This window comes from Sediminicola sp. YIK13 (assembly GCF_001430825.1).
GTDB lineage: Bacteria > Bacteroidota > Bacteroidia > Flavobacteriales > Flavobacteriaceae > Sediminicola.
Genome location: NZ_CP010535.1, coordinates 840,403 through 861,014 on the forward strand (window position 1 = coordinate 840,403; position 20,612 = coordinate 861,014).

The 20,612-nt window shown below is 40.3% G+C and carries 21 protein-coding genes; 12 read left to right on the forward strand and 9 right to left on the reverse strand.

Annotated features, from left to right (window positions below; all coding sequences use genetic code 11):
• Positions 1–22: 22 nt before the first annotated feature.
• The 3 genes from SB49_RS03685 to SB49_RS03695 form a co-directional block, all read right to left on the reverse strand.
• Positions 23–2,056, reverse strand: coding sequence for a DUF4139 domain-containing protein (locus SB49_RS03685; protein ID WP_062058830.1), 2,034 nt, complete (start codon positions 2,054–2,056; stop codon positions 23–25).
• Positions 2,057–2,164: 108 nt separating this feature from the next.
• A complete protein-coding gene (locus SB49_RS03690) occupies positions 2,165–2,572 on the reverse strand; it encodes a thiol-disulfide oxidoreductase DCC family protein (RefSeq protein WP_062053960.1) in 408 nt (135 codons plus the stop codon).
• Positions 2,573–2,575: 3 nt separating this feature from the next.
• Positions 2,576–4,747 carry an endonuclease MutS2 gene (locus SB49_RS03695; protein WP_062053962.1) on the reverse strand — a complete coding sequence of 724 codons (2,172 nt, stop codon included), beginning with the start codon at positions 4,745–4,747 and terminating at the stop codon, positions 2,576–2,578.
• Between the two features lie 49 nt (positions 4,748–4,796).
• Here SB49_RS03695 and SB49_RS03700 point away from each other — a divergent pair, with 49 nt between their 5' ends.
• Positions 4,797–5,462 (forward strand): uracil-DNA glycosylase, encoded by a 666-nt coding sequence (locus SB49_RS03700; protein WP_062053964.1) that lies wholly within the window; start codon positions 4,797–4,799, stop codon positions 5,460–5,462.
• A 78-nt stretch (positions 5,463–5,540) separates the two neighbouring features.
• Positions 5,541–5,978 carry a response regulator gene (locus SB49_RS03705; protein ID WP_062053966.1) on the forward strand — a complete coding sequence of 146 codons (438 nt, stop codon included), beginning with the start codon at positions 5,541–5,543 and terminating at the stop codon, positions 5,976–5,978.
• A gap of 22 nt (positions 5,979–6,000) precedes the next feature.
• Here the strand turns inward: SB49_RS03705 and SB49_RS03710 are convergent, their stop codons facing one another.
• From SB49_RS03710 to SB49_RS03730, 5 genes are all read right to left on the reverse strand, one after another.
• Positions 6,001–6,849 (reverse strand): substrate-binding domain-containing protein, encoded by an 849-nt coding sequence (locus SB49_RS03710; RefSeq protein ID WP_062053968.1) that lies wholly within the window; start codon positions 6,847–6,849, stop codon positions 6,001–6,003.
• A complete protein-coding gene (locus tag SB49_RS03715; RefSeq protein ID WP_062053970.1) occupies positions 6,850–7,719 on the reverse strand; it encodes a nucleoside phosphorylase in 870 nt (289 codons plus the stop codon).
• Position 7,720: 1 nt separating this feature from the next.
• A complete protein-coding gene (locus tag SB49_RS03720) occupies positions 7,721–8,653 on the reverse strand; it encodes a DUF1835 domain-containing protein (protein ID WP_062053972.1) in 933 nt (310 codons plus the stop codon).
• Positions 8,654–8,742: 89 nt separating this feature from the next.
• The gene (locus SB49_RS03725; protein WP_062053974.1) at positions 8,743–9,075 is read right to left on the reverse strand and encodes a translation initiation factor; all 333 of its coding nucleotides are present in this window, start codon (positions 9,073–9,075) and stop codon (positions 8,743–8,745) included.
• 59 nt (positions 9,076–9,134) lie between these two features.
• Entirely contained in the window at positions 9,135–10,085 is a 951-nt protein-coding gene (locus SB49_RS03730) for an isopenicillin N synthase family dioxygenase (protein WP_062053976.1), read from the reverse strand.
• A gap of 127 nt (positions 10,086–10,212) precedes the next feature.
• Here SB49_RS03730 and SB49_RS03735 point away from each other — a divergent pair, with 127 nt between their 5' ends.
• From SB49_RS03735 to SB49_RS03780, 10 genes are all read left to right on the forward strand, one after another.
• The gene (locus SB49_RS03735) at positions 10,213–12,189 is read left to right on the forward strand and encodes an alpha-ketoacid dehydrogenase subunit alpha/beta (RefSeq protein ID WP_062053978.1); all 1,977 of its coding nucleotides are present in this window, start codon (positions 10,213–10,215) and stop codon (positions 12,187–12,189) included.
• Between the two features lie 140 nt (positions 12,190–12,329).
• Complete coding sequence (locus tag SB49_RS03740; RefSeq protein ID WP_062053980.1) at positions 12,330–12,812, forward strand: lipocalin family protein; 483 nt, start codon at positions 12,330–12,332, stop codon at positions 12,810–12,812.
• An 11-nt stretch (positions 12,813–12,823) separates the two neighbouring features.
• Positions 12,824–13,516 carry an OmpA family protein gene (locus SB49_RS03745; protein ID WP_062053982.1) on the forward strand — a complete coding sequence of 231 codons (693 nt, stop codon included), beginning with the start codon at positions 12,824–12,826 and terminating at the stop codon, positions 13,514–13,516.
• Positions 13,517–13,591: 75 nt separating this feature from the next.
• The gene (locus SB49_RS03750) at positions 13,592–14,719 is read left to right on the forward strand and encodes an NAD(P)/FAD-dependent oxidoreductase (RefSeq protein WP_062053984.1); all 1,128 of its coding nucleotides are present in this window, start codon (positions 13,592–13,594) and stop codon (positions 14,717–14,719) included.
• Complete coding sequence (locus SB49_RS03755; RefSeq protein ID WP_062053985.1) at positions 14,716–15,441, forward strand: methyltransferase domain-containing protein; 726 nt, start codon at positions 14,716–14,718, stop codon at positions 15,439–15,441. Before SB49_RS03750 ends, SB49_RS03755 begins: the two co-directional genes overlap by 4 nt.
• Positions 15,438–16,493 (forward strand): type III polyketide synthase, encoded by a 1,056-nt coding sequence (locus SB49_RS03760; protein WP_062053987.1) that lies wholly within the window; start codon positions 15,438–15,440, stop codon positions 16,491–16,493. The genes SB49_RS03755 and SB49_RS03760 overlap by 4 nt, the downstream gene beginning before the upstream one ends.
• A 56-nt stretch (positions 16,494–16,549) precedes the next feature.
• The gene (locus SB49_RS03765; protein ID WP_062053989.1) at positions 16,550–17,347 is read left to right on the forward strand and encodes an enoyl-ACP reductase FabI; all 798 of its coding nucleotides are present in this window, start codon (positions 16,550–16,552) and stop codon (positions 17,345–17,347) included.
• Positions 17,348–17,395: 48 nt separating this feature from the next.
• Complete coding sequence (locus tag SB49_RS03770) at positions 17,396–17,836, forward strand: 3-hydroxyacyl-ACP dehydratase FabZ family protein (RefSeq protein ID WP_062053990.1); 441 nt, start codon at positions 17,396–17,398, stop codon at positions 17,834–17,836.
• Positions 17,833–19,110 carry a beta-ketoacyl-[acyl-carrier-protein] synthase family protein gene (locus SB49_RS03775; RefSeq protein WP_062053992.1) on the forward strand — a complete coding sequence of 426 codons (1,278 nt, stop codon included), beginning with the start codon at positions 17,833–17,835 and terminating at the stop codon, positions 19,108–19,110. The genes SB49_RS03770 and SB49_RS03775 overlap by 4 nt, the downstream gene beginning before the upstream one ends.
• A 22-nt stretch (positions 19,111–19,132) precedes the next feature.
• The gene (locus tag SB49_RS03780; RefSeq protein ID WP_062053994.1) at positions 19,133–19,381 is read left to right on the forward strand and encodes a phosphopantetheine-binding protein; all 249 of its coding nucleotides are present in this window, start codon (positions 19,133–19,135) and stop codon (positions 19,379–19,381) included.
• 43 nt (positions 19,382–19,424) lie between these two features.
• Here the strand turns inward: SB49_RS03780 and SB49_RS03785 are convergent, their stop codons facing one another.
• A complete protein-coding gene (locus SB49_RS03785; RefSeq protein ID WP_062053996.1) occupies positions 19,425–20,369 on the reverse strand; it encodes a TerC family protein in 945 nt (314 codons plus the stop codon).
• Positions 20,370–20,612 lie beyond the last annotated feature (243 nt).

The following is a 20,612-nucleotide window of genomic DNA, read 5'->3' on the forward strand; positions in this document are numbered from 1 at the left end:
TCGCCCATATTTGTACTATCCATTAAAGTGAAATGCTCTTATATCTGGGATATTTAAGCTGATATGAGAATTGTGTTTTTGCAGTATCATTGGATTCTATATTTAATTTCCAAGTTATGAGGCCCTTAACGGAGTCGTACTTTGCCCCGATTGTATTAACCTCTTCCACTTTTATTTCCTTATTTTGAGAAATGGGTATTCTGTCCATTAATCTTAATGCAATTGTCGTGGTTTTACTGTTTTTCACCTCCAGATCATATGCCTTATCAATTATTTTATTGCTACCGATAAAGGATTTATTTTTAAAGTCGTTCTTCATTGTTCTCGTTACGGTAATCTGGGGATCTACCCCAAGGGATAAATGCAATTCTTTTGTTACGGAATACGGGTCAATAACCGTTTTTCCTGCATAAGAACCCTCAAAGTATAAATTGGCTTCTCCTGGTAACATATGATACTTTTCCCATTCTTTTAATTTGGCTACCAGAAACACATTTTCATTGATCAGGGGAGCGGCGAAATATTCATAGGTGGCCTCCAAAGCAAAACTATTGATCTCTACCGTAGTAATATCACCATTGGATTTGAGGCTATAAGGCTTTTTGATTGCAAATTTCGAATTGGTCATTTCATCCATTGGATTACTGGTGACCGTAGTTATGACTACCACTCCATTACTTGCTTTGTTGCCATAAATGGCGGTCGCCTGATCTCCTTTTAAAACTTCTAATGAGGCTATTTCATCTTCGACCAAATCTCCTACCATGTAACCCTCTGCAGGGATACCATCAATAATAAACAATGGTGATGTATCCTCTGATTTAGTTGATAAACCCCTAATACTTGTTCCAGATATTCGTCCCGTTATAGAAGCCGATGCGTCACTATATCCCACTACAACAACTTCTTCCAAGCTTTGTGCATCTTCCTCCATTTTGATATTCATAACAGAGGAGTAGATGGGTACGCTTTCCGATGAGAATCCAATATAGGAAAACACCAATTCCTCTCCATTTTTAATGGGCAGGGTGTAATATCCATCAAAATCGGTTTGGGTTCCTATAGAGGTTCCTTTAATAACTATGGCGCATCCTGGAAGGGGCTGGCCAGATGCGTCCGTAACTATTCCTGTTACTTTCTTCACCGTAGGATTATAGGAGTATGGATATCTTTTAGTTACCCTTGAAGCTGTATTCCTTGTATTTCGGGCTATAAAATTCAAATATTTAGTTTCCAAAGATGGTTTGACCGAATGACGATTTGGATTACCGGTAGATAAGGAAATAGATACGTTTTCCCAATCATTACCGGTGTTTTGATACACCTGTGCCTTGTAAGTTAAATTGATAGGAGCATTTAACTGCTTGGATTTAATATCGTATGTAGGGACCCAGCCCGCCTCTGCCACGGCGTAGCTGATATTCAGATTTAAATATGTATCACTATCGGCATCAAATTTTATTGTTAGTTCTCCTTTATATTCCTGGGGCCGACCTCTTATTTCGGAAAGTTGGTTTTGAGTGGCCGTAACTACTTCATTGATGCTATCTAGCTGTTTATTTATTTTGAATATAGTATCCCTTATGGCAGTAATTCTTTGCCTGTAATAGGTGCTAATCTGCTTAACTTTTTCCAGATCAAAACTATTTTCGGCAGCATTGAGCTGTCTATTGCTGGTAATCACCAATTCTTCCTCTGCCAGTCCTGCAATCTTACTTTGAAGCAGGGAAATATTCGATCTGTAACCTTCAAGTAGATTTTCTAAAGTGAATATTTCAGGGTTGTCCAATTTTTTATCAAGATAGTTGATCTTGTATGCCATGGAAAGAATGGAAACCGATTGTAGTCCTGATATCTGTATGCTACTTTCATCAATACCGGTAGATAATCCGGTAAAGGTAAATTCACTGCTGCCTATTGGCACCTTGAAGGTTGCGGTCCTTGTTATTTGTGCGCCGCTCAGATACACCGTCACATGTTTTATTTTGGAAGGAACAGGACCATTGCTTCCAAATATTAGAAACGGACAAAGTAGGGCAAAGAATAAATTTCTCATAATCATTGGTTTATGTTGATGGATTAAACCTAGTCTAACCAACAATTAATAAAAACCAATAATGAGTGAAGGGGCTGTTTTGTAGCGTAAAATCGCTATTTGGGTGAGTTACTCCAAAAATTTGGCTTTAAGCTCGGGCGTAGGGATCATACATGCCTCTTTTTTGCCAAACCACTTATACCTGTTTTTAGCAATAATGTCATAGACAAAGTTGGAGATCGACTCAGGAATCCATTCAAAAATCTGGACCAAGGTCCATACACCTCCGAAATTTTGGCCAATTTTCAGGGCTGCTGTTGCCTTGGTGTAGTAGGCCACACCAGGCTCTATTAAAATGATACTATCTATTTCAGAGGTATCAATATTGCGCTCTTGAAGAAATTTTCTGCCAATGGCACTTTGGAGGGGAGCGTATCTAAAGTTGTCTTTTTTATCGCGTTTTATGATAAATTGTATAGCACCATTGCAGAGGTTGCATACCCCGTCAAAAAGAATAATTTTTTTATTTTCTTCCATAAGTTATTTTTTGGCTTGCACCAGCTCCAATTGCTCTACACTTACGTTGGTAGTAAAAACACCATAATTGACCACTGCCTTGTTTTTTTCAAGACTGTCTATACTCCCAACTGCCTTACCATCCTGTAAGCGTACCCTGTCTCCAATTTTAAAGATGGGTCTTGGTTTGTTTTTTTCTTGGACAATAGCTTTTTTCTTCTCTTTCTTTTTGTCCTCCCTGACCTTGACTATTTTTTGCTCCAATTCCTGGGCTACTTCTACCTTCTTCTGCTTTTCTATTTTGACCTCTTTTACACTTTTCTTCTTGCGTTTGCTATTTTCGGTTTCTACGATGCGTAACAATTCCGAGACCAAGGGCCTTTTCTTCTTGTCTTGGAAATATTTCCCTGCTGCGTCATTGAGTTTGTTCCCCAAATAGATCATGCGTTGGTTGTGATCATAGAGCTCTTGGTAATTTTCCAACTTGGATTTTATCTTTGAATTGAGGTCCTCCAAACGTTTTGCTTCTTCCCTGGCTTTCGATTCTTCTTCCTTTAATTGAGACCCTGTTTTTTCCATTTTGCTCCTTTCTTTTTGGAGCTTGGCTATGGTGGCATCAAATCGAACCTTTCCGCGTTCTATTTTTTTCTTTGCTTTATTGATAAGACTATAGGGAATTCCATTTTTTTGTGCCACTTCAAATGTAAAGGAGCTTCCTGCCTGTCCCAAAACTAATTGGTAGGTGGGCTCCAGGGTACTGGAATTGAACAACATGTTGGCATTGGTCATTTCCGGGAGTTCGTTGGCCAACATTTTAAGGTTGGAATAATGGGTGGTAATTACCCCATAGGCTCCGCGTTCGTAAAATACCTCCAAAAAGGTTTCTGCCAGAGCCCCACCAAGTTCCGGATCGCTCCCTGTCCCAAACTCATCAATTAAAAAGAGGGTGCTTTCATTGCATTTTCGCAAGAAGCTGTTCATGTTTTTTAAACGGTAGCTATAAGTACTCAGGTGGTTTTCAATGGATTGATTATCCCCGATATCTGTCAATATTTTATCGAACAGGCATACGGTACTGCGCTCGTGAACGGGAATAAGCATTCCACTTTGCACCATTACCTGAAGCAACCCAATAGTCTTTAAAGTGATACTTTTCCCCCCGGCGTTGGGGCCCGAGATCACTATGATCCTATTTTCAGGGTAAAGGGCTATGGTCTGTGGATACGTTTTTTCCTTTTTTCTTTTATTGCTCAAATACAATAAAGGATGGTAGGCATCCCTGAGGTTCATCTTCTTGTCCGAACTAATTTCTGGCATCACAGCATTCATGTCCATGGCATATTTAGCTTTTGCAGCCGTAATATCCATATCTGTCAAAAACTCTTGGTATGTATGCAACAAGGGGGCATGGGGTCTAATGTGCTCTGTAAGGTATTTTAGGATCTTTTTGATTTCCTCAGTTTCATCAAATTCTAGATTGTTCAATTCCCTACTGTATTTTAACGTAGCCTCTGGCTCTATATAAACAATGCTCCCAGTCTTAGAGGAACCCATAACAGCTCCTTTTACTTTTTTCCGATACATGGCCTTAACAGCGAGAACCCTTCGGTTTTCTACCACAGATTCCCGGATTTCATCCAAAAAATCAGAGGCGTTATAGGTGTTTAAAGCGGAACCGAAACTTTGATTTATTTTTCCTTTGACAAAGTTAATTTCGTGTCTGATAGTTTTTAAATTGTCCGAAGCATTGTCCTTTATTTCTCCAAAACGGTCAATGACCATATCTATCTGGGTTGGGATATCGGAATTTAGTTCAATTACGTCAGAGGCCTTGTACAACAAAGGGTAATATTCCTTAAATTTTTTAAAAAATTTAAGGTGGGTGGTAACCGTATTACAGATATTTCCAATTTTTCGGAAACCGGTAATTTCAAGACTGGTGTTCTCAATTTTTAGGAGTTTCAATTCTTGGTGTATGGCATCGAACCCGTGATTGGGAACCCTATTGTCATTAGTGTAAGATGCCAAGTATTCAGAGGTTTGCCCTAAACTATTCAAAATACTCTCTTTACTGTAAAAGGGAACAACGGTCAAGGCCTTTTCTTTTCCCAATTCTGTATTGCAACGGAGGGATAGTTGGTCCAAAACAGTAAAAAATTCTAAATCTTGTAGTGTTTTTTGTTGAATGTTGTTCATAGCATTGTAAAGCCCTAAATTTGGTCTTACAAAAGTAGGCCTTTTTTATATGAACATCAATATACATCCTAGTTGGAGGGAGCATCTTTACGAAGAGTTTAACAAGTCGTATTTTTTAAATTTAGTTCTCTTTGTAAAACACGAATATGAAACCTATACGTGTTATCCAAAAAGTGATCATATTTTTGCAGCTTTTGATTACTGTCCATTTCAGGAAACCAAAGTAGTTATCATAGGGCAGGACCCTTATCATGGACCTAATCAGGCCCATGGCCTGTGTTTTTCTGTACAGGATGATATGAACCATCCACCCTCCTTGACCAACATATTCAAGGAATTGGAATCTGATATTGGGAAGTCGTACCCCGAAAGTGGAAGCTTGGAAAATTGGGCGAAACAAGGAGTGCTTTTAATAAATGCCACCTTAACGGTCCGTGCAAATGAGGCTGGGAGCCATCAAAAGAAGGGATGGGAAACATTTACGGATAGGGTCATTGAAAAAATATCTAAAGAGCGGGAAGGTATCATTTTTTTATTGTGGGGCGGGTTTGCGAAAAAGAAGATAAAATTAATTGATACGACCAAACATAGCGTGCTTATGTCAGGACATCCATCGCCTTTGAGTGCCAATAGGGGATATTGGTTTGGTAATCGCCATTTTAGCAAGTGTAATGAGCTATTGACTGATGCTAAAAAAGAAGCTATCGTATGGTAATTTATCGAATTTTCAATGAATTCTTTTCTATTATCGACTAATTAGTTAACTTAGAGAGTATATTCTAATGAAATCTGTGTGACCCAATTTTCTATTAAATCTGTTTTACTTGTTGATGATGATCCTGCTGCAACATTCATCAATAAAGTGTTTATACGTAATTTGCCTTTGGATGTAGATGTGTATGCTGCTACAGATGGTAAGGATGCCCTGGATTTATTAGATGAAATAAGCATAAGCTTAAATGGACATGAGTCATTTATTCCATGCTTGCTGATATTGGATATTAAGATGCCGGTAATGGACGGATGGGAGTTCTTGGACGCCTATACGGATCGCTATTCCAAAGAAATCAAAAACAACATTACTGTGGTGGTGACAACCATGAGCCAGGATGAACGAGATATTATCAAGGCCAGTAATAATCCAATGATCAAAGAATTTGTCCAAAAACCCCTTTCCGATGAAAAACTATTGGAAATTATAGAAAGACATTTTATGGAAAAACAACATTAGTGTGCTTATTGAATTTCTGTTTCTATTCGTGTAGGATATTTTCCTTTGCAACTTTCTTCTCAATCAAACCCAATACCTTTAATTGTTCTTGAACTTCTGACAAGGTTTTGTCGTCCATTTGCGATTGGCTCCATTCTGTTATGGATAGCCATTCTTTGATATCTTCAAGTTGTTGTTCATAGGCATTGGACAAATTCCTATCGATACTTGGGATACTTTTAAATTCTTCTGTATACAGGTTAATTACCTCAAGAATATGGGCCAAAGTGCCTTTTTGCTTCGATATGAAGTTATCGGTTGCAGCAATAACAAAGCATGGCCAAGGGGTAGGGCAATCTCCCAACCTTCTAAAGGTGCCCTTGTCCACCAATGGTTTAGTGGTGAAGTGTTCCCACATAAAATAATCTGCAGAACCATTGATCAAGGCCGTAACCGCCCCATCGAGATTGTTTATGACCTCAAAATCCAATGTATTGGTATCCCAGCCGTTATTCTTGGCATTCACATAAGCCATTAAGTGGCTGCCACTGCCATATCTACTAATGGCCACCTTGGAATTTTCCAATTCTTTAATTTGGGTATACTTGCTTTTAGCACCAACATGAATACCCCAGAGTAAGGGCGATTCTATGTATTTCTGAACAATTTTAACCGGATTTCCCTCTACTATACTCTTAACAATACCTTCTGTAAGGATAATGGCAAGGTCTGTTTCCCCATCTTGTAGCATTTGACACATTTTCCCAGTGCCTTCGGGAATATCGGACCATTGCAGGTCTATGCCCCGTTCTTCAAAAGCACCTTCTTCTATGGCCAAATGCCATGGAAAGTTAAAATGTTCTGGAACTCCTATGATCTTAACGGTCTTCATTTACTGCGTTATCTTTTGTAGGGTATACTGTATTAATTTTTCTGTGGATTCTGCTGGTTTATTGGAAAACTGACCAGTACTTCTGTTTGCCAAAATACAATTCATGGATACTGCCCTATGTCCCAAGAGTTTTGCCAAACCGTAAATCCCTGAGGTCTCCATTTCCAAATTGGTTATTTTTAGGTCGTTAAATCTGAACGCCGCCAGTTTGCCATTTAAATCATTGTCCTGGGTTTCCAATCGCAACTTCCTTCCCTGGGGTCCATAAAAACCCACATTGGTGGCTGTGAAACCCAATAGTATTTCGTCGGACATCAGTTTGGCGCCCAGAACCTTATCGTAAGCAACCACGTAAGGGGTCGATTTATGGTTGTACCATTGGGTATAGTCCATAAATGCTTTTTGTATATCGTGATGTTGCACATGGTCGCTATCATAGAATTGAAGTAAGCTATCAAAACCAATAGCATATTCGCTCATTAGGAAAGAATCAATAGGAATATCGGAATGGATGGACCCGGAGGTGCCAATTCTGATGATATCCAGGGAGGTTAGCTTTGATTTGATTTTTTTGGTGAAGAAATCAATATTTACCAAAGCATCCAGTTCGTTGAGGACGATATCAATATTATCGGTCCCAATACCTGTTGACATCACCGTAAGACGTTTGCCGTTTAAGGTACCTGTATGGGTATGAAATTCCCTCTTGCCTTTTTTGATCTCAATATGGTCAAAATGTTTCGAAACTTCTGAAACCCTATCTGGATCACCAACGGTAATAACTGTCGGTGCGATATCTTCAGGCAGTAAATTGAGGTGATAAATGCTGTTGTCTGCATTTAAGATAAATTCAGATGGATTAAGTTGCATGTTATAATTTTAGAATTCTGTCGGTAGACGAATTATAGAGGAAGTTATATTTTAAGGCGCCTCCGAGGTACTCATCATTTTCCTTAATCGCGGAATAATAATTGGTTTTTCCCTTAAAGATGCCCAACCCATCAGGGGATAGCACCACAGGGGAGAAAGAGGAAAATAAAGGTTTTATTTTAGTAAGGACCCGCTCGTATTGGGTGTCACCAAAACCATATAAACCTTGATTTTTAAGGATAAGGGATAATAATTCCTTTTTTGAATCGGGATGATGTTCCAAAGCCACTCTTAGTACTTGGTTTTCCACCTCATTTAGACCATTGCGTATACTTGGAAATCTTTTTAGATGAGCAGCAATGGCATTGGCGAGATTGTCAAATTGATAGTTTTGGAAATCACCTACATTCTCTAATCGTATGGGATTGTTGCTACAGTATAATTGCCAAATGTAATCTGCATATTCAATATCATCCTGAGTAAGTGTTTTGCGCAGTCCATAGATGCTTAAAAGCTCATGATCTTCCATTTCGGAAAGACTTTTAGGTGTTTCCCCTTCTTTCACACTGACCGGTGAGACCAAGGAGATCTCAGCATGTCTTCGGTGTGTCTTCAGCCAACTGATGACCGCCAACATATTTATTTGACAAAAAAGATCATAATCAAACCATAAAATAATCTGGTCCTGTTGCTTGTGACTGCAAAGGGACCTGTATTCCTTTAAAGTTTGCTCTATGAAACTGGTTTTTGATATTTTATACGCTTTGTTAAGGAATTCAAAACGTGCCTTCCAAAATGATTCGCTCCCAACTGCCGTTAAGGTCTTTCCTTCACATAGCATTTCCCTCCAGGTGATAATATCACCCTTAAGATCTAACGATTTTAACCGTTGGGTAAGAAAATCGCCATTAGTTATGTGCAATTGGGTACTCATTGGATGTTAGTTAGGTGTTAAGCATGCACTTGTTACATTCTTTTAAAGATAACATTTTAAATAAAAATCTGAAAGCTAATTAACAGATTTTAACCGCCCACACGTTTCACTTTAAACCCCTTTTCCTTTAAGATTTCCATAATTTTATCACGGTAATCACCTTGGATGATAATGGAATCATCCTTAAAGCTGCCACCAACACTCAATTTGGTCTTTAACTCCTTGGCCAATTTTTTAAAATCTTCATCAGCCCCGGTATATCCCTCAATAATAGTGATTGGTTTCCCTTTTCGTTTTTCATATTTACAGATCATGGGTGCCTCTTGCATCCAAATTTCCTCTTGGTTGGATGTGGATGTTTCCTCTTCGGTAGAAGGAGTATGATCTGGGAATAAGTTTTTTAGCTGGTCTTTAATGTCCATCTTTTAATTTATTGAATAATAGAAAAAACCTTCCTTGTCCAGAAAGGCATCTGTTATACTTATTTTTTAATCAATCCAAGTTCGATCAATCTTTCATGTAAAAACTCTCCCGCTGTAATGTCCTCAAATTGCTTGGGATTTTCGTCATCCACACAATTTTCCAAACAGTTGAGCGGCATATCGCTTACCGGGTGCATGAAATAAGGAATGGAGTATCTTGATGTTCCCCATAGTTCCCTGGGAGGATTAACCACTTGGTGGATGGTAGATTTTAGTTTGTTATTGGTTAGCCTGGAAAGCATATCCCCAACATTGATCATTAGTTCATTGGGTTGTGCTATGGCATCTACCCATTCCCCTTGATGGTTCATTACCTGAAGCCCTTTCCCTTGTGCCCCCATTAACAGGGTTATCAAATTGATGTCTCCATGAGCCGCTGCCCTAATTGCATTTTTTGGTTCGGAGGTTATGGGCGGGTAATGGATAGGCCTAAGGATGGAATTTCCGTTTTTTATATAATCATCAAAATAAGTTTCCTCAAGTTCAAGGTGCAAAGCCAGGGCCCTAAGTACATATTTTGCCGTTTTTTCGAGCATCTTATAGGTTTCCTTTCCAATAACATTAAAATTGGGAAGTTCTTTAACGATCACGTTGTCCGGATATTCGGCCTCCAATTTTGGATTGTCCTCTACATATTGGCCAAAATGCCAGAATTCTTTTAAATCCCCTTCTTTTTTACCCTTTGCGTGTTCCTTTCCAAAGGAGGTATATCCTCTTTGTCCACCAATTCCAGGAATTTCGTAAGAATCTTTTACCTCTTGGGGTAAATTGAAAAAGCTGCGAACTTCACTGTAAAGATCCTTTACAAGTTCATCGGACAAAAAATGACCGCTCAAGGCCACAAAACCTATATCCTCAAAGGCGCTGCCGATTTCTTCAATAAATTTTTTATTTCTATTCTTGTCTTCAGATAAAAAATCTTGAAGATTTACACTTGGAATTCCGCTCATGACCAAAAATTAAATTTGCACCTCAAATTTACTAAATTAATTAAGGTTATCGAATAAGAAAACATTCAATTTTGTTCTCTCCTTTCGTTACATTTAACCCAATATTAGCAGCCAACGTTATATCATTATGAAATATCAACCCAAGAATATTAGCAAGATCACCCAGTTGAAATTATATGAAAGGATGATGAAACCTCGGTTGATCGAGGAGAAAATGCTGATTTTACTGCGCCAGGGAAAGGTTTCCAAATGGTTCAGTGGCATTGGGCAGGAAGCTATTTCAGTAGGAGTGACATCTGCGTTGAAGGAAGACGAGTATGTCTTGCCCATGCACCGAAACCTAGGTGTTTTCACCTCTCGAAATATTCCTTTATACAGGTTGTTTTCCCAATGGCAAGGCAAGAACAGTGGATTTACCAAAGGGAGGGACCGCAGTTTTCATTTTGGGACCCAAGAATTCAAGATTGTAGGTATGATCTCCCATTTGGGACCACAGTTGGGGGTTGCAGATGGTATAGCGTTGGCAAATATCCTAAAAAAAGAAAAATTGGTGACTGCAGTTTTTACGGGCGAAGGAGGCACCAGTGAGGGAGATTTTCACGAAGCCCTTAATATCGCCTCGGTCTGGAACCTTCCTGTTTTATTCTGTATAGAAAACAATGGATATGGACTTTCTACCCCGACCAATGAACAATATAAATGTGAGCATTTGGCAGATAAGGGCCTAGGCTATGGCATTGAGTCGCACATCATAGATGGCAACAACATTTTAGAGGTCTATGAAAAAGTAGATGCCCTTTGTCAGAGCATGCGAAGTACCCCAAGGCCGGTGCTGTTGGAGTTCAAGACCTTTAGGATGAGGGGGCATGAAGAAGCCAGTGGGACCAAGTATGTCCCTCAGGAACTGATGGATGAATGGGCGAAAAAAGACCCGATTTCAAATTATGAAGAATTTCTGGTCTCAGAGGGAGTGTTAAATGACGGCTCCATAGCCCAGATAAAAGAAAAGATCCTTCAAGAAATAGAGGACCATCTGCAAATGGCTTACAATGAAGAGGAAATCACCCTCGATACCATCATGGAATTAAAGGACGTGTACAAACATTTTGAATATCAAGAAGTTAACCCGAACAATAAGACTGCCAACATCCGGCTTATAGATGCCATTTCGCAAGGACTAAGGCAGTCCATGGAACGGCATGGCAATTTGGTGCTCATGGGTCAGGACATAGCCGATTATGGAGGGGTTTTTAAAATTACCGAAGGATTTATGGAGGAATTTGGTAAGGACCGGGTAAGAAACACTCCCATCTGTGAGTCTGCTATTGTTTCCACAGCCATGGGCCTATCCATTAATAAGATGAAGGTAATGGTAGAAATGCAATTCGCCGATTTTGTAAGTTCTGGTTTCAACCCTATCGTAAACTACTTGGCAAAATCACACTACCGTTGGGGGGAACATGCAGATATTGTGGTTCGTATGCCCTGCGGGGCTGGAGTAGGAGCAGGACCGTTCCATTCCCAGACCAACGAGGCATGGTTTACCAAGACACCAGGCTTAAAGGTGGTCTATTCCGCGTTTCCCTATGATGCCAAGGGATTGTTGGCAACCGCTATTAACGACCCCAATCCGGTACTTTTCTTTGAACATAAGGCCTTATATAGGAGTATGTACCAAGAGGTACCAGAAGATTATTACACCTTACCCATGGGAGTGGCCAGTATTTTGAGAAATGGATCGGACATCACAATAGTTACCTACGGGGCAGGGGTGCATTGGGCCTTGGAAGTTTTGGACAATCAACCAGAGATAGATGCAGAACTTTTGGATTTAAGGACTCTACAACCCATGGATATGGAAGCCATATACGCATCTGTCAAAAAAACGGGAAAACTGATCATCCTACAGGAGGACAGTCTTTTTGGTGGCGTAGCCAGCGATATTTCTGCCTTGGTCATGGAAAACTGTTTTGAATTTCTGGATGCACCGGTAAAGAGAGTGGCCAGTTTGGATACTCCCATCCCATTTGCCAAAAAATTGGAACAAAACTACCTCCCAAAGGAACGTTTTTCGCTAGCTATCAAAGAGTTACTGGATTATTAGCAAATGCGTTATTAATAGATGTTTTTGAACTAATATTGCACGCTGAAATCACGATCTTGCGCTAGGATTTGAACATTATTAATAATGCAAAGCCGTTTTGATGTATTTCAACGTATATAAGTTAAATTAAACCCTAAAAGATGAATAAAAAAATCATTTTAATGCTTGCTCTTGCAGCACTAATCATGACATCCTGTTCCGTAACCAAAGAGGTTCGGAGCCAAAGAAATATGTTGAGCGGGACCTGGTCCTTGAACACTATTTCCTACGAAAATAATACCGGAACCTTCTCTTCCTTGCTTTTTAACGATACAAAGGATATCTGTTTTAAGAACAGTGAGTGGTTTTTTAGAGATAACAATAGCACAGGACGCTATACCATACCTAGTGGGAGCCTTTGTTCTGGCGGAGATCGTTATATCAAATGGTCCGTAGTGAACAGGGAAGGACTTCCCAATCAACTACAGTTCAAGTCGATCAATGCTAAAAATAAAGATATCAGTGGTGGTTTTGGCTACCGTTTGGATATCGTTAGCTTGACCCCACAGGCCATGACATTGAAATCTGATGTTTCCGTTAATGGTTCGCCTGTAACCGTAGTTTATAATTACACTAAAAAGTAAAATCGATTAAAATGAAAAATATAGTATCAAGAAGTATCATGTTTGTAATGGCTCTCACCATTATTGCAAGTTGTAGTACAGTTAAGAATGCCAATAAAACCCAAAAAGGTGCTGTGATCGGTGCTGCTGGTGGCGCTGCGGTAGGTGGTGTTATCGGAAATAACGTAGGTAAGGGAAATACTGCTTTAGGTGCCATTATCGGTGCTGTGGTAGGTGGCGCTGCCGGAGGTTATATAGGAAATAGAATGGACAAGCAGGCGGAACGTATAGAGACCGAGATTCCAGGGGCAGAAGTGTCTAGAGTAGGTGAAGGGATCAACGTGACCTTCAATGAAGATGCCGGTGTGTATTTTGACACTAATAAATCAGCGGTAAAAGGAGCTTCAGCCGAGACTTTAAATAGGTTGGCCGGTGTTTTAAAGGAATATCCAGACACCAATATTTTGGTAGAAGGACATACCGATAGTGCAGGTAGTGATGAGTACAACATGAGCCTTTCACAACAACGTGCACAGTCAGTCACCAATTACCTTATTTCACAGGGAATAGATAGAGGTAGACTTACCGCCAAGTGGTATGGTGAGAATCAGCCTAAATCGGACAATTCAACCCCTGAGGGAAGAGCAAAGAACCGTAGGGTAGAAATGGTTATTGTGGCCAATGAGGCATTAAAACAAGAAGCCATTGAAAAAACAAAAGGATAAATAATACCATCTTTTTTTTAACTAAATCCCGCCCAATATGGCGGGATTTTTTATTTATAATAGTATCTTCCATCAATGGTACAATATGATGTTATTATCATTGGAGGGGGGTTGGCTGGTTTGACGGCTGCCTTGCATCTCGGAAAAAATGGTCATAGCGTTTTAGTGCTTGAAAAGCAGAGGTATCCACATCATAAAGTCTGTGGTGAATATGTTTCCAATGAAGTGTTGCCATATTTAAAATATTTGGACATTACGTTTACCGAATATCAGGTGGCACAAATAGATACCCTGCAATTTTCATTGGTCAACGGGAATAGCATTACAACAAAACTTCCGCTAGGGGGAATAGGAATAAGCAGGTATGCCTTTGATGATTTGCTGTTTCGAAAGGCAAAGGCCCATGGGGTGGATTTTGTTTTTGAAAACGTGGATAAGGTGCACTTTGCAAATGATCGTTTCTCAATTGTAACCCAAAGGGAGAATCACTTTACTTCACGGATTGTTTTGGGAGCCTATGGCAAACGTAGCACCTTGGATATGCATTTAAAACGCGATTTTGTACAGCACAAATCTACTTGGTTGGGCGTTAAGGTACATTATAATTTCCCGAATTTCCCCGATAATTTAGTGGCCCTCCATAATTTTAGGGGCGGTTATGCCGGGCTTTCCAAAACAGAAACAGGAGCGATCAACTTTTGTTATCTGACCACCTATGATAGTTTTAAGAATGAAAAGAATATAGATAGCTTTAATGCCAATGTTGTGTCCAAAAACCCCTTTCTGGCCGAATTTCTAAGGGAAGGGGAACCTTTGTTCCCATCCCCATTAAGCATTGCACAAATATCATTTGACAAAAAAAATGCCATTGAAAACCATATGCTGATGTGCGGGGATTCTGCTGGACTCATCCATCCCCTTTGTGGCAATGGAATGGCTATGGCCATACATAGCGCTAAGCTGGCTTCTGAGTTGATATCCAAATATTTTAGTGATACTTCATTTAGGAGGGGCCAATTGGAAGACGCTTATCAAACCACATGGGACCAGACTTTTCAACATCGATTATGGATGGGAAGAAGGTTACAATCATTGTTATTAAACCCCAACCTGTCCCAATGGGCTTTAGGAGCCGTTGGCAACTCACCTTGGATCTTGAAAAAATTGATAAGAAGCACACACGGCAAACCCATTACCCTATGATTAATTTTACCCATAGAAATACGGACCCGGAATTGATGGACGATCCCAATGTGCCTGAGGAGGTTCTTAGGAGAGTTTTGGAGGATATTTCACGTGTAAACAGACTCTTAAATGGGAATAGGATTACAGTTAGGGCGGTAGACCAATTGATCAAGGAAACACCTAGGGAAAAGTACACCATCGTAGACATGGGGTGTGGAGATGGACAAATGTTAAGGGAAGTGGCCGATTTCTACCGCAATAAAGATATTGAAGTACGTTTGGTAGGCATCGATTTGAGTGAGAAAGGAATCCAAATCGCTCAAGAGCTGTCCATTGGATACCCTGAAATACAATTTCTAAGTCGGGATATACTCAATATTAAGGCTGAAGCACTACAATGTGATATTTTGCTTTGTACCCTGACCATGCATCATTTTAGCAATGCCGAAATCCCCATATTTTTGGACCAATTTGTAAAACTGGCCAGTTTGGGGGTCGTTATCAATGATTTGCAAAGAAGTAAGGCAGCATATTATCTTTTTAAGTTGTTTAGTATTATTTTTATCAAAACCGATATAGGAAGATTAGACGGATTAACATCTATAAAAAGTGGCTTTTTGAAAGACGAGTTGATCAATTTTTCAAAAGCGATTCCAAAAGTATACCATTCGGTACATTACAAATGGGCCTTTAGATATTTATGGCTCATAAGAACTAATAGACCCTCAGTTATAAAATGAATGAAGTTAGGATTGCAACAGTTACCAAACAATTACCAGATTACAGCAGGGATACCAAGGATATTTTGCCACTTGTAGAATTGTGGTTGGGCAGCCAGGAGGATCGGTTTAGACGTAAGGTGCTCAAAATATTTGAAGGCGCTGCAGTGGATAAACGCTATAGTATTATGGCACCAGAAGAAGTGTTTACCACCACTTCCTTTGAGGACAAAAACGCTATTTATGCCAGGGAAGTCAAAAAACTGGGTTCTGGGGTGCTGCAGAAGGCTTTGGCAGCCGCGGATTGGCAGACCGATAGTATAGATTTTATCATAACCGTGAGTTGCACGGGCATTATGATTCCCTCATTGGATGCCTATATTATCAATGATTTGGGATTGCGACAAGATGTGGTGCGACTCCCTGTTACCGAGATGGGCTGCGCTGCGGGCGTATCTGGTTTGATTTACGCCTATAATTTTTTGCGCTCCAATCCAGGGAAACGCGCTGCTTTAGTGGCAGTAGAGAGTCCAACTGCCACCTTTCAATTGAATGACTATTCCATGGCCAATATGGTCAGTGCGGCCATCTTTGGCGACGGGGCGGCCTGTGTGCTTTTGTCTTCGGAGAAAGAAGCCAAAGGACCTAAGATAGCAGGAGGGGAGATGTATCATTTTACCGATGCTACCCATATGATGGGATTTGATCTCACCAATCATGGGCTAAAAATGATATTGGATCCCGCAGTACCAGAAACCATCGCAGCTCATTTTCCCTATATCGTACATCCTTTTTTAGCACGCCATGGCTCATCCATAGCCCAAGTTGACCACCTGATCTTTCATCCCGGGGGCAAGAAAATAGTGCAAACTGTGGAAGATCTCTTTGGGGCCATGGGCAAAAATATAGATGACACTAGGGAAGTATTGCGCTTGTACGGTAATATGAGCAGTGCAACAGTATTGTATGTCCTGGAGCGCTTTTTGGAAAAGGAAATCACAAAGGGAGAACAGGGATTGATACTTAGTTTTGGACCAGGATTTTCGGCCCAACGAATATTGTTGGAATGGTAATCTGTAGTACTCATGTAATAATAAATAGTGCTTTAGAATAGAAATATAAGGGGATTATGGGTAAGAATGGGACACTAAAAAATGAATGGGCCTTGATATTAGGCGGCAGTAGCGGTTTAGGTCTGGCAACGGCTAAAAAGCTGGCAAGGCACGGATTTAATATTTTAGTAGTACACAGGGATAGAAGAATTGATTTCCAGATAATTGAAGAAGAATTTAAAAGTATTACTTTAAATAATATTGAGCTGAAATCATACCATATAGACGCCACTAATCCAGAGCGTAGAATGGCAACTATAAAGGAAATCTATGGTGATTTGGAGCCAAATGGCCGTATAAAAGTCTTGGTCCACAGCATTGCGAAGGGCAATTTAAAACCGATGCATTCTGATGTACAAAATACCTTGAACAACCAAGATTTTCACCTTACGATGGATGCCATGGCGATTAGTCTGTACGATTGGACAAAAGCGTTGATAGCCGCTAAGCTATTTGCAGAAGATGCCAGGATCATTTCATTTACCAGTGAGGGCAATTCTAAAGCCTGGGAGAATTATGCCGCAGTTTCTGCCGCAAAGGCTGCCCTGGAAGCAATAACCCGTAATATGGCCTTGGAATTCGCTCCGATGGGTATCAAAGCCAACTGCGTGCAAGCCGGAATGACCTTGACCAATTCTTTTAACATGATACCTGGGAGTGAGAAATTGAAGAAACATGCCTTAAAGCGCAATCCAAGTGGTAGGTTGACCACCCCCGAAGATGTTGCCAATGTGGTTTATCTTTTGACCACAGAAGAGGCAAAATGGATCACGGGTACAGTATTGAAGGTAGACGGAGGGGAAAGTTTGCGGTAACCATGGGGTGACGAATGTTTGAGCTTATTAAGAAAACAATACTAATAAATGGAATTTAATAACATATTGGATCAATTGCCCTTTGGCCCGGAATTCCTATTTGTGGATAAGCTTCACCAAGTGGATGATGACGGTGCTGTGGGAGAATACACCTTCTTAAAGCATCTTTATTTTTATAAGGGCCATTTTAAGGATGGGCCCGTAACCCCAGGGGTGATACTTACAGAATGTTGTGCACAGATAGGATTGGTTTGTTTGGGGTTGCATCTACTCAACGTAAGTGATACTTCAATATTGAAAATAGGATTGAGTAGTACTGAAATGCAGTTTTTACTACCTGTCTTCCCTAATGAAAAAGTGGTGGTGACCTCCAAAAAAATCTATTTTAGATTCAATAAATTAAAGTGTGACGTACGAATGCATAATAGCAAAGGCGAGCTGGTCTGCAAAGGAATTATGGCCGGAATGATAAAAATGGAAGAGGCATGAAAAATAGGGTAGTGGTGACTGGTATGGGGGTGTGTGCCCCGAATGGAGTAGGGTTGCATGATTTTATCAAATCTCTTCAGCAGGGCAAGAGTGGGATACGATTTCACCAAAAACTACAAGATCTTAAGTTTTCTTGTCAAATTGCTGGTAAACCATATTTTAATGAAGAACATTTAAACAAATACTTTAATACACTACAACAACGGGGGTTAAATGCCAGTGGAATAGTTTACGGGGTCATGGCGGGAATGGATGCCTGGAAAGATGCCGGTTTGACCCTGGCTTCCAAAGAAACTCCGGATTGGGACAGCGGTATCATTTTTGGTACAGGAATCTTGGGGGTCGACAAGTTTAGGGAGTCGATCCACCTCATAGACGAAGGCAACACCCGCAGGTTGGGAAGTACTTCCGTAATGCAGACCATGGCCAGTGGGATAAGTGCCTATTTAGGAGGTATTTTAGGTTGTGGCAACCAGGTAACCACCAATTCATCTGCATGTACCACGGGCACAGAAGGCGTTTTAATGGCCTATGAGCGCATTATGGCCGGGAAGGCCACCAGAATTCTTACGGGGAGCTGTAGTGACAGTGGGCCATATGTATGGGGCGGCTTTGACGCCATGCGGATCTTACCAAATACCTATAATCAGGAACCGGAAAAGGCCAGTAGGCCTATGAGCGCCTCTGCAGCGGGTTTTGTACCGGGCAGTGGGGCAGGGGCCTTGGTGTTGGAATCCTTGGAGAGTGCCTTGGAGCGTGGAGCACAAATTTATGGGGAAGTGCTGGGAGGAGCTGTGAATAGCGGGGGACAAAGGGGAGAGGGTACCATGACAGCCCCAAACAGTGAAGCGGTGCAACGCTGCATAGTCGAAGCAGTCGAAAACGCCCAAATAAATAAAAGGGAAATCGATGTTGTTAACGGTCATCTGACGGCCACGGGAAAGGATGCGGTGGAAATCCAAAACTGGAGTGCTGCCTTGGAGCGCTCTGGTACAGAATTTCCATATATCAATTCTTTTAAAGGAATGATGGGCCACTGTTTGGCGGCGGCTGGCAGTTTGGAATGTGTTGGAGCCTTATTACAATTTAGGGAAGGACAGGTTTTTGGAAATATCAATTGTGAAGATATACATCCTGAGATCTTGGAGGTTGTGGATGCTACCAAAATACCCAGAGAAACTATAGCATATAATCCAAAAATTATAGCCAAGGCCAGTTTTGGCTTTGGAGATGTAAATGCTTGTGTTATTTTTAAGGTTTATAAAAACGATTAAGAACTACCGATTATAAAAATATATGGAAGAGAGATACGAGCAGTTAAAAGGAATCATTAAAATTTACCTACCAGAAGACGTGACGGTAGAAGCAATCACACCGGAGAGTCATTTTATCAATGAATTGAACATCAACTCCGCTAATTTGGTGGATATAGTACTGGATGTGGAAGATGCCTTTGACATCGTTTTGGAAAATGAGGATATGGACCAGATGAAGACCGTAAAGGATGCTTTGGATATCATAGATGCCAAGCTAAAGGCCTCTTAAGTACCAAAATAAGTTGCTAGAAAAGGAGCAGCCTTTTTTCCAATTAGGCCTTTTCTTTTTTAGCTAGCATCATGGAAGCGGCCACACCGCCGATAAGGGCCAAGGCTATAACACTCAATGACAGCCATTCTGGGAATTCCACATAGTGGGATAATAGCATTTTTATACCAACAAAGGCAAGGATTACCACCAAACTATAGTTGATATACTTGAACTTCTCCAACATTCTGGAGATTAAAAAGTACATGGATCTAAGCCCTAGGATCGCCAAGATATTGGAACTAAAGACAATAAAGGGGTCCGCCGTAATGGCCAAAATAGCCGGAATACTGTCCAGCGCAAAGAGGATATCTGTAAGTTCAATAACAATAAGCGCTACAAAAAGAGGGGTTGCAGCCCGTATTCCCATTTTTCTGATAAAAAAATCATGCCCGTGCATTTCGGTGGAAATGGGGAATATCTTTTTTACTTGTTTAAAAATAAAGGATTTACGTGGATCAAAATCATCATCGTCAGATTTTAGCATTTTAAATGCGGTATACAATAAGAATACTCCAAAAACATAAATAATCCATTCGAATTTCGTAATCAGGGCCACACCAAATACAATCATAAGAGCCCTAAAAACAATGGCTCCCAAAATTCCCCAAAATAAAACCCTGTGTTGGTACAGTGGTGGTATGCTAAAGGATGAAAATATAACAGCGATTACGAAAACATTATCAACACTCAACGAGAGTTCTATCAAGTACCCTGTAATATACTTTATGACCGCTTTGCTGGGCGTCAGGTCAGTTGGATTGGCTATATGGTTGCCATCGAAGAGCCAATAGATCACGCCGCTAAAGGACATGGCCACGGTAACCCAGATTGCGGTCCATATGGCGGCTTCCTTGGTTTTGATCACATGTTCATCCTTATGGAAAACACCAAGATCCAATGCAAGGAATACCAAAATTAGAGCGATAAAAGCAATCCAGACCAACATAGCTATTTTTTAGGATCACAAAGCTAATCATCCTATAATATTTTGGTGCAAAAAAATCAAATAAATTGGTGTTGAAGTAAGTAGTATAAAGATCCTCAAAAGGAGGTGTTTCGTAGAAGGTCAACAGGAGGTAAATAAAAATGGGTCTGTAGTTGTTTACAGACCCATTTCTAAATAAATATTTGTTTTCTCTAGAATAAGGAAGTGAATCCTTTATGGTATTAGATACAAGAACTAATATCC

What these genes read in the sequence shown, in the direction of transcription:
- SB49_RS03765 (WP_062053989.1), top strand. Translation starts at nt 16,550, where the DNA reads ATGGGTAAGAATGGGACACTAAAAAATGAATGGGCCTTGATATTAGGC.
- SB49_RS03700 (WP_062053964.1), top strand. Translation starts at nt 4,797, where the DNA reads ATGAACATCAATATACATCCTAGTTGGAGGGAGCATCTTTACGAAGAG.
- SB49_RS03690 (WP_062053960.1), bottom strand. Translation starts at nt 2,572, where the DNA reads ATGGAAGAAAATAAAAAAATTATTCTTTTTGACGGGGTATGCAACCTC.
- SB49_RS03785 (WP_062053996.1), bottom strand. Translation starts at nt 20,369, where the DNA reads ATGTTGGTCTGGATTGCTTTTATCGCTCTAATTTTGGTATTCCTTGCA.
- SB49_RS03710 (WP_062053968.1), bottom strand. Translation starts at nt 6,849, where the DNA reads ATGAAGACCGTTAAGATCATAGGAGTTCCAGAACATTTTAACTTTCCA.
- SB49_RS03735 (WP_062053978.1), top strand. Translation starts at nt 10,213, where the DNA reads ATGAAATATCAACCCAAGAATATTAGCAAGATCACCCAGTTGAAATTA.
- SB49_RS03725 (WP_062053974.1), bottom strand. Translation starts at nt 9,075, where the DNA reads ATGGACATTAAAGACCAGCTAAAAAACTTATTCCCAGATCATACTCCT.
- SB49_RS03755 (WP_062053985.1), top strand. Translation starts at nt 14,716, where the DNA reads ATGATTAATTTTACCCATAGAAATACGGACCCGGAATTGATGGACGAT.
- SB49_RS03780 (WP_062053994.1), top strand. Translation starts at nt 19,133, where the DNA reads ATGGAAGAGAGATACGAGCAGTTAAAAGGAATCATTAAAATTTACCTA.
- SB49_RS03775 (WP_062053992.1), top strand. Translation starts at nt 17,833, where the DNA reads ATGAAAAATAGGGTAGTGGTGACTGGTATGGGGGTGTGTGCCCCGAAT.
- SB49_RS03715 (WP_062053970.1), bottom strand. Translation starts at nt 7,719, where the DNA reads ATGCAACTTAATCCATCTGAATTTATCTTAAATGCAGACAACAGCATT.
- SB49_RS03745 (WP_062053982.1), top strand. Translation starts at nt 12,824, where the DNA reads ATGAAAAATATAGTATCAAGAAGTATCATGTTTGTAATGGCTCTCACC.
- SB49_RS03750 (WP_062053984.1), top strand. Translation starts at nt 13,592, where the DNA reads ATGGTACAATATGATGTTATTATCATTGGAGGGGGGTTGGCTGGTTTG.
- SB49_RS03695 (WP_062053962.1), bottom strand. Translation starts at nt 4,747, where the DNA reads ATGAACAACATTCAACAAAAAACACTACAAGATTTAGAATTTTTTACT.
- SB49_RS03685 (WP_062058830.1), bottom strand. Translation starts at nt 2,056, where the DNA reads ATGAGAAATTTATTCTTTGCCCTACTTTGTCCGTTTCTAATATTTGGA.
- SB49_RS03760 (WP_062053987.1), top strand. Translation starts at nt 15,438, where the DNA reads ATGAATGAAGTTAGGATTGCAACAGTTACCAAACAATTACCAGATTAC.
- SB49_RS03730 (WP_062053976.1), bottom strand. Translation starts at nt 10,085, where the DNA reads ATGAGCGGAATTCCAAGTGTAAATCTTCAAGATTTTTTATCTGAAGAC.
- SB49_RS03720 (WP_062053972.1), bottom strand. Translation starts at nt 8,653, where the DNA reads ATGAGTACCCAATTGCACATAACTAATGGCGATTTTCTTACCCAACGG.
- SB49_RS03740 (WP_062053980.1), top strand. Translation starts at nt 12,330, where the DNA reads ATGAATAAAAAAATCATTTTAATGCTTGCTCTTGCAGCACTAATCATG.
- SB49_RS03770 (WP_062053990.1), top strand. Translation starts at nt 17,396, where the DNA reads ATGGAATTTAATAACATATTGGATCAATTGCCCTTTGGCCCGGAATTC.